9 protein-coding genes are annotated in these 15,750 nt (G+C 53.6%); 5 read left to right on the top strand and 4 right to left on the bottom strand.

Annotated elements, in window-relative coordinates:
• Positions 1 to 39: 39 nt before the first annotated feature.
• The gene (gene gyrA, locus EDF78_RS08955) at positions 40 to 2,691 is read right to left on the bottom strand and encodes a DNA topoisomerase (ATP-hydrolyzing) subunit A (RefSeq protein WP_095922817.1); all 2,652 of its coding nucleotides are present in this window, start codon (positions 2,689 to 2,691) and stop codon (positions 40 to 42) included.
• Positions 2,692 to 2,950: 259 nt separating this feature from the next.
• On the opposite strand from gyrA, the gene ubiG reads away from it, so the two are divergent.
• Positions 2,951 to 3,673, top strand: a complete 723-nt coding sequence (gene ubiG, locus EDF78_RS08950) for a bifunctional 2-polyprenyl-6-hydroxyphenol methylase/3-demethylubiquinol 3-O-methyltransferase UbiG (RefSeq protein ID WP_133822939.1) — start codon at positions 2,951 to 2,953, stop codon at positions 3,671 to 3,673.
• Positions 3,674 to 3,742: 69 nt separating this feature from the next.
• Here the strand turns inward: ubiG and EDF78_RS08945 are convergent, their stop codons facing one another.
• Positions 3,743 to 7,489 (bottom strand): autotransporter outer membrane beta-barrel domain-containing protein, encoded by a 3,747-nt coding sequence (locus EDF78_RS08945; protein ID WP_243839433.1) that lies wholly within the window; start codon positions 7,487 to 7,489, stop codon positions 3,743 to 3,745.
• Between the two features lie 712 nt (positions 7,490 to 8,201).
• On the opposite strand from EDF78_RS08945, the gene nrdA reads away from it, so the two are divergent.
• The 3 genes from nrdA (at position 8,202) to yfaE (ending at position 11,955) form a co-directional block, all read left to right on the top strand.
• A complete protein-coding gene (gene nrdA / locus EDF78_RS08940) occupies positions 8,202 to 10,484 on the top strand; it encodes a class 1a ribonucleoside-diphosphate reductase subunit alpha (RefSeq protein WP_133822938.1) in 2,283 nt (760 codons plus the stop codon).
• A gap of 79 nt (positions 10,485 to 10,563) precedes the next feature.
• Positions 10,564 to 11,694 (top strand): class Ia ribonucleoside-diphosphate reductase subunit beta, encoded by a 1,131-nt coding sequence (gene nrdB / locus EDF78_RS08935; protein WP_095922820.1) that lies wholly within the window; start codon positions 10,564 to 10,566, stop codon positions 11,692 to 11,694.
• Positions 11,695 to 11,955, top strand: coding sequence for a class I ribonucleotide reductase maintenance protein YfaE (gene yfaE / locus EDF78_RS08930; protein WP_095922821.1), 261 nt, complete (start codon positions 11,695 to 11,697; stop codon positions 11,953 to 11,955).
• A gap of 139 nt (positions 11,956 to 12,094) precedes the next feature.
• Here yfaE and EDF78_RS08925 read toward each other — a convergent pair whose 3' ends face one another.
• Positions 12,095 to 13,300, bottom strand: coding sequence for a nicotinamide mononucleotide deamidase-related protein YfaY (locus EDF78_RS08925; RefSeq protein WP_133822937.1), 1,206 nt, complete (start codon positions 13,298 to 13,300; stop codon positions 12,095 to 12,097).
• 126 nt (positions 13,301 to 13,426) lie between these two features.
• On the bottom strand, positions 13,427 to 13,972 hold the full coding sequence (locus tag EDF78_RS08920; RefSeq protein ID WP_095922823.1) for a YfaZ family outer membrane protein: 546 nt from the start codon (positions 13,970 to 13,972) through the stop codon (positions 13,427 to 13,429).
• 322 nt (positions 13,973 to 14,294) lie between these two features.
• On the opposite strand from EDF78_RS08920, the gene EDF78_RS08915 reads away from it, so the two are divergent.
• Positions 14,295 to 15,728 (top strand): catalase, encoded by a 1,434-nt coding sequence (locus tag EDF78_RS08915; RefSeq protein WP_119822567.1) that lies wholly within the window; start codon positions 14,295 to 14,297, stop codon positions 15,726 to 15,728.
• The last annotated feature ends 22 nt before the right edge of the window (positions 15,729 to 15,750 follow it).

Raw genomic sequence — 15,750 nt, 5'->3', positions numbered from 1 at the left:
AACAAATGTTATGCCCTTTTGTTATCTGACTAAGAAGACTTATTCTTCTTCGTCATCTGCTGGCTGATCGTCTTCACTTTCTGCGTCGTCTGGCAGGTCAGCCGCTTGTGCTGCTTCCAGTTCGCCCGCTTCGGTGGCTACGCCATCCAGTTCTTCGTCTTCTACCGGTTCTGCAACACGTTGCAGACCCACCACGTTTTCGTCGTCTGCGGTACGGATCAGCGTCACACCCTGGGTGTTACGGCCAACAGTACTCACTTCGGAAACGCGGGTACGCACCAGTGTGCCGGCATCGGTGATCATCATGATCTGATCGGCTTCATCCACCTGGATCGCGCCAATAACCGGTCCGTTACGCTCGCTCACTTTGATCGAGATAACGCCCTGCGTTGCACGGGATTTGGTTGGGTATTCGGTCGATTCAGTACGTTTACCGAAACCGTTCTGCGTCACAGTCAGAATACACCCGTCGCCGCGTGGGATGATCAACGACACAACGCTGTCGCCTTCGCCCAGACGGATACCGCGTACACCGGTCGCCGTACGGCCCATTGAGCGGACCGCTTCTTCAGAGAAGCGCACCACTTTACCGGCCGCAGAGAACAGCATGACTTCGTCTTTACCGTCAGTCAGGTCAACACCAATCAGCTCATCACCCTCGTTAAGGTTGATGGCGATGATGCCAGCGCTGCGTGGACGGCTGAAATCAGTCAGGGCGGTTTTCTTCACGGTACCGCTGGCGGTCGCCATGAACACATGACGGCCTTCTTCGTACTCGCGTACTGGCAGAATGGCGGTAATACGTTCGTTCGGCTCAAGCGGCAACAGGTTGACGATAGGACGGCCACGGGCACCGCGGCTGGCTTCCGGCAACTGATAGACTTTCATCCAGTACAGACGTCCGCGACTTGAGAACATCAGAATGGTGTCGTGGGTGTTGGCCACCAGCAGACGATCGATAAAGTCTTCTTCTTTGATGCGTGCTGCTGACTTACCTTTACCGCCGCGACGCTGCGCTTCGTAATCGGTCAGAGGCTGGTATTTCACGTAGCCCTGATGCGACAAGGTCACCACAACGTCTTCCTGATTGATCAGGTCTTCGATGTTGATGTCAGACGTATTGGCCGTAATTTCGGTACGACGCGGATCGTTATACTGATCGCGGATCGCTTCCAGTTCTTCACGAATGACTTCCATCAGACGTTCAGGGTTGGACAGGATGAACAGCAGCTCGGCGATTTGTACCAGCAGCTCTTTGTATTCATCCAGCAGTTTTTCATGCTCAAGGCCGGTCAGTTTCTGCAGACGCAGATCCAGAATGGCCTGCGCCTGTTGTTCAGTCAGGAAGTATTTTTCATCGTGAATACCAAACTGCGGCTCCAGCCATTCAGGACGGGCTGCATCGTCACCGGCACTTGCCAGCATCGCGGCAACGTTGCCCAGATCCCATGAACGCGCCACCAGGCCCGCTTTCGCTTCAGCCGGCGTCGGTGCAGCACGGATCAGTTCAATGATCGGGTCGATGTTTGCCAGCGCGATGGCCAGTGCTTCGAGGATATGAGCACGGTCGCGGGCTTTACGCAGTTCGAAAATGGTACGGCGTGTCACCACTTCACGGCGGTGGCGGACGAAGGCAGACAGGATTTCTTTCAGGCCGAGAATTTTCGGCTGACCCTGATGCAGTGCCACCATGTTGATACCGAAAGAGGTCTGCAACTGGGTCAGTGAATACAGGTTGTTCAGCACCACTTCGCCGACCGCATCGCGTTTGATCTCAATGACAATACGCATGCCGTCTTTGTCAGACTCATCGCGCAGGGCACTGATCCCTTCAACACGTTTTTCTTTCACCAGCTCGGCGATCTTTTCGATCAGACGGGCTTTGTTCACCTGATACGGGATCTCGTGAACAATGATGGTTTCGCGACCGGTTTTCGCATCGGCTTCCACTTCCGCGCGGGCGCGGATGTAAATCTTGCCACGACCGGTACGGTAAGCTTCTTCGATGCCGCGACGACCGTTGATGATCGCCGCCGTCGGGAAGTCCGGCCCCGGGATGTGTTCCATCAGCCCTTCAATGCTGATGTTTTCATCTTCAATGTATGCCAGACAGCCGTTGATCACCTCGGTGAGGTTATGCGGCGGAATGTTGGTTGCCATACCGACGGCGATACCTGACGAGCCGTTGACCAGCAGGTTAGGAATACGGGTTGGCATCACAGAAGGAATTTGTTCGGTGCCGTCATAGTTAGGCACGAAATCGACAGTTTCTTTTTCTAAGTCTGCCAGCAGTTCGTGAGCAATTTTTGACATGCGGATTTCGGTGTAACGCATGGCGGCGGCGGAGTCGCCATCCACCGAACCGAAGTTACCCTGGCCGTCCACCAGCATATAGCGAAGTGAGAAAGGCTGAGCCATACGAACAATGGTGTCATACACCGCGGTATCACCGTGCGGGTGATATTTACCGATAACGTCACCGACCACACGGGCCGATTTTTTGTAGGCTTTATTCCAGTCGTTACCGAGGACATTCATTGCGAAAAGTACGCGGCGGTGCACCGGTTTCAAACCATCGCGCACATCTGGTAACGCACGTCCGACAATAACGGACATCGCATAATCCAAATAAGAGTTTTTCAGCTCTTCTTCGATGTTAATCGGTGTGATTTCTCTGGCAAGGTCGCTCATGGAGCTGCTATCCCTCTACTGATTATTCATGGCCGCTGCCCACGTAGGCATATATAGCGCAAAGGTGTAAAACTATACCACAAACCTGCCAAACGTGGAAAACAACCGCCCCCTTTTGCGTACTATTATCCAACGCGTTTCAAACCTTTGCGCAAACGGCTGCATTTCGTATAAACATTAACCAGAACCACAAAACTGCGCCAAAGCAGATGGAATATGTATAATCCGCTAATCAAGTTATAAGGAGTTCATCACGCTCATGGCAACCACACCGTCCTCAGCAACACAAAACATCGACCACGAAGAAATCGCCAAGTTTGAGGCCGTCGCCTCGCGCTGGTGGGATCTGGAAGGCGAATTCAAACCGCTGCACCGTATCAATCCGCTGCGCCTGAACTACATTCTCGAACGCGCTGATGGCCTGTTCGGCAAGAAGGTGCTGGATGTAGGTTGTGGTGGCGGGATTTTGAGTGAAAGCATGGCGGTAGCAGGTGCGAATGTTACCGGTCTGGACATGGGCGGTGAGCCATTACAGGTGGCACGTTTACATGCGCTGGAAAGTGGCGTGAAAGTGGATTACGTACAGGAAACGGTAGAATCTCATGCCGACGCACATCCGCAGCAATATGATGTGGTGACCTGCATGGAAATGCTCGAGCACGTGCCGGATCCGGCTTCTGTCGTTGCCGCCTGCGCGCGCCTGGTGAAACCCGGCGGTCATGTGTTCTTCTCTACCATCAACCGTAACAATAAAGCCTGGCTGATGGCGATTTTCGGCGCTGAGTATGTGCTGAAAATGGTGCCTAAGGGCACGCACGACATCAAGAAATTCATCAAGCCTTCTGAATTGCTGGGTATGATCGACCGCACATCGCTGTTTGAGCGTCACATTATGGGTCTGCACTACAACCCGCTGACCGACCATTTCAAGCTCGGGCCAAATGTAGATGTGAACTACATGATCCACACGCAGGCCCTGTAAAACACGACCAGCAAAAAAGGGTGACAGATCCGTCTGTCACCCTTTTTTTATGCTTTCTTTCCGGCCGTTTTACCAGCGGACAGTCAACCCGACTGAGCCTTCGGTTTGCGAAAAATCATCCGACCCTTTTTGCTGTCCGATTTTGCCCCAGACGGTGGTATTCGCGCCAAGGTTGCCGCTGATACCGGCACTCAGTTCCGCGCTGTCTTTTGCGGTGTTATCGCTAAAATTCGCGCCATCGACATTCAGGGACGTTTCCGCACTGTTATGGCGGTAATTCGCCTCGATGAAAGGTTTGAGATGCAGCGCCGGTGCCGTCTGAATATCCCATTCGCTGCGCAACCCTAAGCGCGTCTGAACGTTATTATCGCCCTCTTGTGCCACTTTAGACTGATTCGACGCGGTAAAATCCTTCTGTTTCACGCCCTGATAAATCACCTGCGCCTGCGGTTGCAGAGTCCAGTTCCACTGATCTCCCTGCATCAGGGTGAAACGGTAACCCCCTTCCAGTGAGGCCAGAAGACCGGAGGAGTGATAATTATCGTCGCCCGTGCCGTCTTCGCTGACGCTGTTATCAAACCAGGCATATTGCAGCCAGCTGTCGAGATAGGCTCCCTGATGCGCCTGCGCATCCTGATACCAGGCACCGGTCAGCCCCACGGCGTAACCCTGACTGTCATTGTCGGATTTACGTCCGGTCAGCACGCTGGTGCTGTCGCCGCTGTTATGACTGTAGCCCGCCACCACACCCGCCAGTAACTCGCCATTGCCCGCAGAATGTTGCAGGAAATTGGCGCTGAGTTGCGCCACCGACGTGTCGTTGTGGCTGTCAATCTGATTGCCAAAGGTGGCGCTGTCGCGCGCGGTATCCACACGCAATTTCAGATGATCGTGATCGGCACCGGCATGATCCTGCGCCGTCATACTGAAGACGTTATTGGCGATGCGCAGGTTACTCATATAGCCGCCCATTTTCGGATTCAGCACCGGTGTAAAATCGTCACCACCGGGCACCGGCTCAGGTTGCGGATCTGGCGTCACCACCTGCGAACGCAGATACCAGTCCTGATTATCCTGCACCAGCGAATAGTCGTAGGCCCCCATATTGATATATTGCTGATCGCCCGCCAGATGGAAATCTGCCGCGTTATTATTCGTTTGCGGGTCGGCAACAAAATCGACAACTTTGATGCCGGTTTGCGTGGCCTGCCCGATACCGCCGACCGGCACAATCGCCAGCGCGGTATCTCCGGACGTGTTGCCATTGAGGATCAGTTGATCGGTGGCCGATGCATCGCCGTTCAGTTCAGTATCCAGCGCAACGGTGCCGCCGCCGGTGTAATCACCGTTCACCGTCAGCGTATCCCCCGCTGTGCCGTTTTGCAGGCTGGCGGTTCCTGCGCTGTTATCCAGATTGCCATTCACCGTGACACCGGCCAGATAGGTTAAGGCATCAAGGGACATATTGGTGTTCAGCGTGCCTTGCAGACTCATGCCGGACGTGGCGTTGACCAGCGTGCCGTCCGTATCCGCAAACAGGCTGGCATCCAGCGCCGCAGAAGTGTCCTGATGGGTCAGCATCAGCTGGGTACCCTCGGAAATCACCACCGTCCCGCCGGAGGTCACATCGAGGCTTTGCACCTGCTGATCCAGCCCGGTTTCAAAAGTGGCATGGTCGCCGACATACAGGGAAGACGCGCTGGCGAGGATATTTTCCGCCCCGCCCTGTAAGGTGCCCTGCTCGACACGCACGGCGGAATGGCTGCTGCCTGTTGCGTCCAGAATCAGCGTGCCGTTGCCGGTTTTCGTGAACGTGCTGTTCACGTCCGCCTGCGCGCCGCTACTGTCGGCCATTAAACCGCCCCATTGCGTGGTTACGCCGTCGTCCACCTGCATCGTCCCTGAGGCCCGCATTTCAATGTCCCGCGCCTTGCCGGTTTGTGCTGATGTGGTATCGACCTGCCCGCTGCCGTCTGCTGGTGCGGAAACATCCAGCGTACTGGCCTGCGCCGGATTGGTGAAAATCACCTGACGGTTATACGCCTCATCGCCCAGCTGAGAATTGTCGGTGACCTGCAAGGTGCCGGAAGCAATTTGCGTGGTGCCGAGATAAGCGTTGTTATCCGCCAGCGTGACGCGCCCGGCTCCGGCATCAATCACGACATACACACCATCACCGGCAGAGGTGCCGTCACCGATGTGATAACCGCTACCCGCGCCGAGCGTCACCAGATCGTCGTTACCGATCACGGTGCCGCCGGTCCCGGTGATCGTCAGGCCGTCGCTGACCTGATTTGTCTCACCGTTGAAGGTCGACATATCCGATAAATCCAGCACGCCGCCCTCTAACACAATGGACTGCGGATCCGCCTGCAACAGGGCTAAATCGTCTGCATCGCCCTGAACGCTGAGTACAGCGTTTTGTTCCACCACAATGTCGCCATCCAGCCCCATAGACTGCGCGCCGGTCAGGGTAAAACTGCCGTTCTGCGCAACGGTCAGATCGCCTGCACCTGACGTAGTGCCCGCCATCGCACCGCTGCTAACGATCACATTGCCGCCCGCATCAATATTGAGCGTGCTGTTTCCGTAGCCGGTAAAGGTATTTTTGAAGGTTTGCTGTGTGCTGCCGACATTCAGGATTGCGGTGTCATTCACGGCAGTGTCACTGCCTAACACGATGCCCTGACAGGCACCCGCTTCAGTCTGACATTGTGTGTCACCCGCATTGATCAGGGTATCGTCGCGCCCCAGCGTCACCGTGCCTTCTATAATATCGAAAAGGCCGGTAAAGCCGCTGTTGTCGGCATTCAGCACCAGTTCACCCTCGCCGCGTTTGAATATGACACCTTCACCGGCAATAGAATCATAAGCCCCGTCGTTGGCGGTATTGCCGATGATCAGCGTTTTATCTGCGGCAATATCAAAGTCCGCTTCGCTGTCGCCGAGATACATGAAACCACCGGCTGCGGCGTCCGCATCATCGCCGTAGTTGTAGGCGACGTTATCGTGGTAGTACGCCACGCCGTCGTTATCTTCATAGTTTTCATCAATATTGATATCGACGAGGAAAGGCGTAGACGCGCTGCTGGTAAAGATGGCACCGCCTTCTCCTTCCGCCTGATTACCGGTAAATTCGCTGTTGGTGATAATCATGTTGCCGTGAGAGTCAGTGGTATTGTCCGTCGCGTCGATCGCGCCGCCGCTGCCATTACCGTTGCTGCCGTTTCCGCTGGTTTGCGCCTGATTATTCTCAAATAAAACATGGGTCAGGCGAACTTTATTATTCAGGGAGTAAATCGCCCCGCCCTTACCTTCTTCGGAAATATTGCCAGAAAAGACGCCATTGATAATGGTGAGGTCACCCACACCGCGATCGTTCGACCCGTTCATGTAAATGGCGCCGCCGTAATCATTGGCGACATTATCTGTAAAAGCGGTGTTAATTAAATAAACCGACGAGTCTTCGTTGGCATAAATCGCGCCGCCGCTGCCATTGCTTTTATTGTCAGTAAACAGGCTGTAACCGGTGGAATCTTCGGGGACGATCGCCAGCGAGGTATTACTTTCCAGATGAACCGCACCGCCTGATGCGTCAGAGACCGTCAGCCCGGAGAACTGCATTTCAGCCCCGTCGGCGACGGTGTAAGTATTGAGTGTCTCATCGGTCAGGGTTGTGGCACTGGCGTTGCAACTTTCAGTGATTTGCGTGCCTGAACAGGCCGGGAGGGTTTCTCCAAGCGCAACGTCTGCCAATGGCAGTAAATTAAAGGCTAAAAATAAACACACTGTAATTTTATTGAATACCATCGACATTTTATTCCCGCACTGGTTAAAGACGGGCGAAGGTAATACAGGCGAGTGAGAGAGACGACTTAATGATAAATTTAGAATATATAAATGACTCAATATATTCATTATATGTATTTATAAAATCACTGGTTTTCTCAGGGCTGCCTGTTTAGGAAAGTGTGATAAAAAATGAGAAAAATGATACGCGCAAGGCTGACGGTGAGCGGCTTCCCGCTCACTGATAACGCCAAATCGCCAGCGGATGCAAGCGCTTTTTTTAGCCGGTTTGGGCGAATTTGCGTTAGGGGACGGGCGGCCGGGCGTTAAAACCTTAGTTTTTAGCGCGTTGGTGTGCGGGGGCGGCTTAACATGATTTTTTAGAATAGTTATCCAGATCAATATAGCGTTTTTTTCTAACGTTTAATAAACCGGCAGTCGATCACCTTTCATAAAAATATAAGAAAATCGTATCTCAGATATTGACAGGTTTGTCGCGCCAGCAATGACGGACTCCTCAGGCGGAAGCTGAAAATTTCTCCCCAACTTATCCACAAATCTGCCCGTTTTGTTCACTTGCAAAAGGGCCATTCAGTCACTATCTTGTCATCAGAAAATAACAAACCCACAATATATTGTGTTTATATCCTGACCAGCACACTAGGGACCTCTTGTGCTGTCGCCCGTGTTTTACGCGGCCAGGTCAGACCCTTTATAAACCTTTAAGGTATCGCACCCAATGAACCAAAGTCTGCTTGTTACTAAACGTGATGGCCGCACAGAACGCATCAACCTTGATAAAATCCACCGTGTCATTGACTGGGCAGCGGAAGGTCTTCAAAACGTATCAGTTTCTCAAGTAGAACTCCGTTCACACATCCAGTTCTATGACGGGATCAAAACCGCTGACATTCACGAAACCATCATTAAAGCAGCGGCTGATCTGATCTCTAAAGATGCCCCGGACTATCAATATCTGGCGGCGCGTCTGGCGATCTTCCACCTGCGTAAAAAAGCCTACGGCCAGTTTGAACCGCCAAAACTGATCGACCAGGTCACCCGCATGGTTGAAATGGGTAAATACGACAAACATCTGCTGGAAGACTACACGGCTGAAGAGTTCGAGCAGATGGACAGTTTTATTGACCACTGGCGTGACATGAACTTCTCCTACGCTGCCGTTAAGCAGCTGGAAGGCAAATATCTGGCGCAGAACCGTGTCACTGGCGATATCTACGAAAGCGCACAGTTCCTGTACATTCTGGTCGCGGCCTGCCTGTTCTCCGGCTACCCGCGTGAGACCCGTCTGGATTACATCAAACGTTTCTACGACGCGATTTCGACCTTCAAGATTTCCCTGCCTACGCCAATCATGTCCGGCGTACGCACCCCAACCCGTCAGTTCAGCTCCTGCGTACTGATCGAATGTGGCGACAGCCTGGATTCCATTAACGCGACCTCCAGCGCCATCGTGAAATACGTTTCCCAGCGTGCCGGTATCGGCATCAACGCCGGTCGCATCCGTGCACTGGGCAGCCCGATCCGTGGCGGCGAAGCGTTCCACACCGGTTGTATCCCGTTCTACAAGCATTTCCAGACAGCCGTGAAATCCTGTTCTCAGGGCGGCGTTCGTGGTGGTGCGGCGACATTGTTCTACCCGATGTGGCATCTGGAAGTTGAAAGCCTGCTGGTGCTGAAAAACAACCGTGGTGTGGAAGGCAACCGCGTCCGTCATATGGACTACGGGGTGCAGATCAACAAACTGATGTATCAGCGTCTGGTGAAAGGCGGCGACATCACTTTGTTCAGCCCGTCTGACGTGCCTGGCCTGTACGATGCGTTCTTTGCCGATCAGGACGAGTTCGAGCGTCTGTACGAGAAATACGAGCAGGACGCCAGCATCCGTAAGCAGAAAGTGAAAGCGGTTGAGCTGTTCTCGCTGATGATGCAGGAACGTGCATCCACCGGCCGTATCTACATTCAGCACGTTGACCACTGCAACACCCACAGCCCGTTTGATCCGGCTATTGCGCCTGTTCGCCAGTCCAACCTGTGTCTGGAAATCGCACTGCCAACCAAACCGCTGGATGACGTAAACGACGAAAATGGCGAAATCGCGCTGTGTACGCTGTCTGCTTTCAACCTCGGTGCCATCGAGAGCCTGGACGATCTGGAAGAGCTGGCGGTGCTGGCGGTTCGTGCCCTCGACGCCCTGCTCGATTATCAGGATTACCCGATCAAAGCCGCGAAACGTGGTGCGATGGGCCGTCGTACGCTGGGTATCGGCGTGATTAACTACGCGTACTATCTGGCGAAAAACGGCGTGCGTTATTCCGACGGCAGCGCCAATAACCTGACGCACAAAACCTTTGAAGCTATTCAGTATTACCTGCTGAAAGCCTCCAACGAGCTGGCGAAAGAACAAGGCGCGTGTCAGTGGTTCAACGAAACCACCTATTCACAAGGCATCATGCCGGTGGACACTTACAAGAAAGATCTGGATGCGATTTGCGATGAGCCGCTGCATCTGGACTGGAATACACTGCGTGAAAGCATCAAAACCCACGGCCTGCGTAACTCCACGCTGTCCGCGCTGATGCCTTCCGAGACCTCTTCGCAGATCTCCAACGCCACCAACGGTATCGAGCCACCACGCGGCCACATCAGCATCAAAGCGTCGAAAGACGGGATCCTGCGTCAGGTGGTGCCGGAATATGAGCGTCTGAAAGATCAGTACGAACTGCTGTGGGATATGCCGAACAACGACGGTTACCTGCAACTGGTTGGCGTGATGCAGAAATTCATCGACCAGGCGATTTCGTCCAACACCAACTATGACCCGTCGCGCTTCCCGAACAGCAAAGTGCCGATGAAACAGTTGTTGAAAGACTTGCTGACGGCCTACAAATTTGGCGTGAAAACTCTGTATTATCAGAACACCCGCGACGGGGCTGATGATGTGCAGGAAGACATGAAAGCCGACGTGGCTGACGACTGCGAAAGCGGCGCCTGCAAAATCTAACCGTCTGTTTTAACTAAAAACTATTATTCAAAACCCCCGTCAGGGGGTTTTTGCCGAGCATTCCGAGGAAGTTAACGTCATGGCTTACAGTACTTTTTCCCAGAATAAAAACGATCAGCTTCTTGAGCCAATGTTCTTTGGCCAGTCGGTTAACGTTGCCCGTTTCGACCAGCAGAAGCATGAAATCTTTGAAAAACTGATCGAAAAGCAACTGTCCTTCTTCTGGCGTCCGGAAGAGATTGATGTTTCCCGCGACCGTATCGATTTTCAGGCGCTGCCGGAACATGAAAAACACATCTTCCTGAGCAACCTGAAATACCAGACCCTGCTGGATTCCATTCAGGGCCGCAGCCCGAACGTGGCGCTGTTGCCGCTGATCTCCATTCCCGAGCTGGAAACCTGGGTCGAAACCTGGGCGTTTTCAGAAACCATTCACTCACGTTCTTACACGCACATTATCCGTAACATCGTGAACGATCCGGCGATTGTGTTTGACGATATCGTGACTAACGAAGAAATCCTCAAGCGCGCGAAAGACATCTCCGGTTATTACGACACGCTGATCGAGATGACCAGCTACTATCATCTGCTGGGCGAAGGCACCCATCAGGTCAACGGCAAAACTGTCGTGGTGAACCTGCGCGAGCTGAAGAAAAAACTCTACATCTGTCTGATGAGCGTCAACGCGCTGGAAGCCGTCCGTTTTTACGTCAGCTTCGCCTGTTCCTTTGCGTTCGCCGAACGTGAACTGATGGAAGGCAACGCGAAAATCATCAAGATGATTGCCCGTGACGAAGCCCTGCATCTGACCGGGACTCAGCATGCGCTGAACCTGTTGCGTTCAGGTCAGGACGACCCGGAAATGGCAGAAATCGCGCAGGAATGTCAGCAGGAATGTCATGACCTGTTCGTGCTTGCCGCGCAGCAGGAAAAAGACTGGGCAGAATACCTGTTCAAAGACGGTTCGATGATCGGCCTGAACAAAGACATTCTGTGTCAGTACGTGGAATACATCACCAACATCCGTATGCAGGCGGTAGGTCTGGATGCGCCGTTCAAAACCCGCTCAAACCCGATCCCGTGGATCAATGCCTGGCTGGTGTCTGATAACGTGCAGGTTGCCCCGCAGGAAGTGGAAGTCAGCTCCTATCTGGTGGGTCAGATTGATTCTGAAGTTCACGCCGATGACCTGAGTGATTTCGAGCTGTAAATGACCGACAGAACCATCACACTTTCAGCAAACGGCCAGCAACTGGCCTGCAAAGCCGGACACCGGAATTTGCTGGAAGTGTTTGAACATCATCAGGTTGAAGTGGAATACCAGTGCCGTGAAGGTTATTGCGGATCCTGCCGGATGAAGCTGATCAACGGTGAAGTCACCTACAGTGAAAAACCGCTGGCTTTTATCTCCGACGGCGAGATCTTGCCGTGTTGTTGCATGCCGGTCGGGGATATTGAGATTGCGTTTTAGTCTTTACGCCTCCCCCTGCGAAGGGGGAGGACGGGAGGGGGTTTTAAGGGCTGACATCTCATCAAAGCCAACCTCAACTCTTTGATTTTGCTTTAATACCCCACCCCAGCCCTCCCCTTCGCAGGGGAGGGAGCTAAAGCTAAACCTTAGCAACGCGATCCAACCACGGATAATCCGCCACCGGCTCCCAGCCATTCAGATAGCGCCGCAACATATCCATCGCCACCATTGCCATCGTCTCCTGACGTAATGCCAGACCGTGACGCGTCGCAGTGTAACGAATGGTTAATCCGCTGGTGCCGGATGGCGTGTGCAGTGCCAGACTCAATTCCTCACCAGACAGCGCCCCGACGGCAAGCGCCAGTTGTGCGCCGGTAGTTTCTGCCAGATTTTGCGCGCGTGACAGCAGGCATTCGAGGAATTTCTCTGGTGAGGCTTCGTCGCCCTGTGGCAATAACTCGCCATCGACCAGCGGAACCCCGGCGCTTTGCAGACGCCAGTTCAGCAGGCCGCCGGTGAAACTTTCACTGACCGCCAGACGCAAATCCTGCGCCAGCAGGCGTTCAGCCAGACGATCCGGCAGGCTGCCCAGCCCTTCAAAAATAGTGCTCTCCCCTGCCACTTCCCGCACGCGTTCGAAGGCTTTGTGCATCGCCGCTTCCTGAGAACGCGGGCCGGTGACTTTCAGTTCGATAATCGGTGAGGAAGAGCGGTAACCCATCACCACGCCTTCCGGCAGTTCGAGTTTATCCAGCTCGGTGGCGAGATCACTTTCGCCGCGTCCGAAGGTGGTCAGGCGCAGACATAACGGGGCTTCCAGCGCCGGAAACTGTTTATGCAGACGCGGAACGATTTGCTGCTCCACCATCACTTTGAATTCAGAAGGTACACCCGGCGTGAAGAAGATCTGACAGCGGTTAAGTTTCACGCTGAAGCCGCAGGCGGTGCCGACCGGATTATCCAGCAGTTCGGCATTGGCCGGGATCTGCGCCTGCTTGCGGTTGGAATCGGCCATCGGACGGCCACGCTCATTGAAGAACGCCTGCATGGTGGCAATCCAGCCCGCGTCTTCCACCAGCTCCACGCCGCAGGCTTTTGCCGCCGCCAGCGCGCTGAGATCATCCGTCGTTGGCCCTAAGCCGCCGTTGACGATCAGCACATCGGCGATATGGCTGCGTTCTTTAAGCACAGCCACCAGCGCGTCCAGACTGTCACCCACGGTTTCGCGGCTGGTCATCGGTAAACCTTGCTCAAACAGATAATTCGCCAGCCATGCCGAATTGGTATCCACAATCTGGCCGTGCAGCACTTCATCACCCGTACTCAGCATCTCAACCCTAAGCATCCCGTTCTCCTTCTGTTTTTTTGTCATTCCACTGTAGAAAGCCTGAAGCAGAAAAACAATCTTCCTACGGCAGAAAACAAAAAGGCCCGCACGAATGCGAGCCTCCGGATTTTGCTTCAGACAAAATCAGAAATTAATCGCGCCACCGAGGTATGCGCCGTCTGCCACCACGTTGTCGCGGTTGCCGTCTTTGCCATCCATTGCCATGTAGCGGTAACCCACGCTCACGGTAACCAGTGGGATCGCCGTCAGACGAATACCGGCGTTGGCTTCTTCATAGTTAGCAATGCCGCTGGACAGGGAATCCGGGGAATAGTAGTAGTCACCGTACAGGGTGAACATTTTGGCGATAGGCAGTTGCAGACCACCGCCAACAGCAACCGCATAACCTTCGTCGCCGTCTTTCGGATTGGTGTACAGGCCTTTACCGCCCACGGTCGCCATAAACGGACCCAGCGGAATGTTGTAGCCTAATCCTAAACCTGCCACATCACCGTCGTCATCGTTATGGGTGTAATCACCGCTCAATGCCAGCCCCGGAGAAGTGGTACCGAAGCCCACGCCCAGATGAGTGTAATGTTCACCAACTTCACCGTTAACACTGATCGCGTTCGCAGAGGCAGCAGCGAACATCAGGCTGGCGGCAGCGCCAGCGACAAGGATCTTTTTCATTATTTTTCCCAAATAATAGCTAAACGACATTAAATCTTCCGCACGAAGTCTAAAGCAATTCACTCTGTCGTAACAACTTTTTGGAACTTTAAGCATTCATCTGAGCAGTGAAAATTGTAAGAAACATCGATTTCATTGATGAAATGAAGTATTCCCATCGAAATGATAACTCCCACCTATTTGCCCCTGATCAACATATGGTTTATTTCTAATGGGTAGAGTTAATTTGGCTTAGGGACACACCCCGCAAACAGAGAAGGCTAAAAAACCCCTCAGAGTCTCTCTTTACACCTACACCCGTTTTCACTGGAAGGAATTTGTTATGACCAAGAAAGGTTTAACCACCGCAGCCGGCGCACCGGTTGTCGATAATAATAATGTGATAACTGCGGGACGCCGTGGACCGCTGCTTTTGCAGGATGTCTGGTTTCTTGAAAAATTAGCGCATTTTGACCGGGAAGTGATCCCTGAACGCCGTATGCACGCCAAAGGTTCCGGCGCTCACGGTACTTTCACCGTCACCCATGATATTACCGCCTACACCCGCGCGAAGATTTTCGCCGAAATCGGCAAGCAAACTGACATGTTTGTTCGTTTCTCTACCGTCGCGGGCGAGCGCGGCGCGGCGGATGCGGAACGTGATATTCGCGGCTTCTCAATGAAGTTTTATACCGAAGAAGGTAACTGGGATTTAGTCGGGAATAATACGCCGGTGTTTTATCTGCGTGATCCGCTGAAATTCCCGGACCTGAACCATGTGGTAAAACGCGACCCGCGCACTAACTTGCGTAATCCGGCCTACAAATGGGATTTCTTCTCCCACCTGCCGGAAGCCCTGCATCAGCTGACCATCGACGTCAGTGACCGCGGTCTGCCAACGTCTTACCGTCATATCCACGGTTTCGGCAGCCATACCTTCAGCTTTATCAATGCAGAAAACGAACGTTTCTGGGTGAAATTCCACTTCCGCTGCCAGCAGGGTATTGAAAACCTGATGGATGACGAAGCAGAAAAACTGATCGGCACCGACCGCGAAAGTTCGCAGCGTGATTTGTACGATGCCATTGAACGCGGCGATTTCCCGCGCTGGAAACTTTTCGTGCAGATCATGCCGGAAGCCGACGCCTCAAAACTGCCGTACAACCCGTTTGACCTGACCAAAGTCTGGCTGCATGCGGATTACCCGCTGATTGAAGTGGGTGAATTCGAACTGAACCGCAATCCGGAAAACTACTTTGCCGAAGTGGAACAGGTCGCCATGAGCCCGGCCAACGTGGTGCCGGGCATCGGCTTCTCTCCGGACCGCATGCTACAGGGGCGTCTGTTCTCCTACGGCGATGCGCACCGCTACCGTCTGGGTGTGAACCATCATCAGATCCCGGTGAACGCGCCGAAATGCCCGTTCCATAACTATCACCGTGACGGCGCAATGCGGGTGGACGGTAACAGCGGCAACGGCGTGACCTACGAGCCAAACAGCGCCGGTCTGTTCCAGGAGCAACCGGATTTCAGCGAACCGCCACTGAGCATTGAAGGTGCCGCCGATCACTGGAATCATCGCGAGGATGAGGATTACTTCACTCAGCCGGGATTGCTGTTCAATTTGCTGTCGGCAGAAGAACATCAGCGTATGTTTGCCCGTATCGCCGGCGAACTGAAACATGCCTCGCAGGAAACACAGACACGCCAGCTGGCGCTGTTTTATAAAGTGGATCCGGCCTACGGTGCCGGTGTCGAGAAAGCACTGAAAGACTGATTTTTTTTCAGAAATGATCAGG

Source organism: Rahnella sp. BIGb0236 (assembly GCF_004364755.1).
GTDB classification, from domain to species: Bacteria; Pseudomonadota; Gammaproteobacteria; order Enterobacterales; family Enterobacteriaceae; genus Rahnella; species Rahnella victoriana.
This window is presented reverse-complemented; position numbering and strand designations above follow the sequence as displayed.

Coding starts and splice junctions, on each gene's coding strand:
- EDF78_RS08915 (WP_119822567.1), top strand. CDS start 14,295: ATGACCAAGAAAGGTTTAACCACCGCAGCCGGCGCACCGGTTGTCGAT.
- EDF78_RS08945 (WP_243839433.1), bottom strand. CDS start 7,489: ATGTCGATGGTATTCAATAAAATTACAGTGTGTTTATTTTTAGCCTTT.
- EDF78_RS08925 (WP_133822937.1), bottom strand. CDS start 13,300: ATGCTTAGGGTTGAGATGCTGAGTACGGGTGATGAAGTGCTGCACGGC.
- gyrA (WP_095922817.1), bottom strand. CDS start 2,691: ATGAGCGACCTTGCCAGAGAAATCACACCGATTAACATCGAAGAAGAG.
- nrdA (WP_133822938.1), top strand. CDS start 8,202: ATGAACCAAAGTCTGCTTGTTACTAAACGTGATGGCCGCACAGAACGC.
- yfaE (WP_095922821.1), top strand. CDS start 11,695: ATGACCGACAGAACCATCACACTTTCAGCAAACGGCCAGCAACTGGCC.
- EDF78_RS08920 (WP_095922823.1), bottom strand. CDS start 13,972: ATGAAAAAGATCCTTGTCGCTGGCGCTGCCGCCAGCCTGATGTTCGCT.
- nrdB (WP_095922820.1), top strand. CDS start 10,564: ATGGCTTACAGTACTTTTTCCCAGAATAAAAACGATCAGCTTCTTGAG.
- ubiG (WP_133822939.1), top strand. CDS start 2,951: ATGGCAACCACACCGTCCTCAGCAACACAAAACATCGACCACGAAGAA.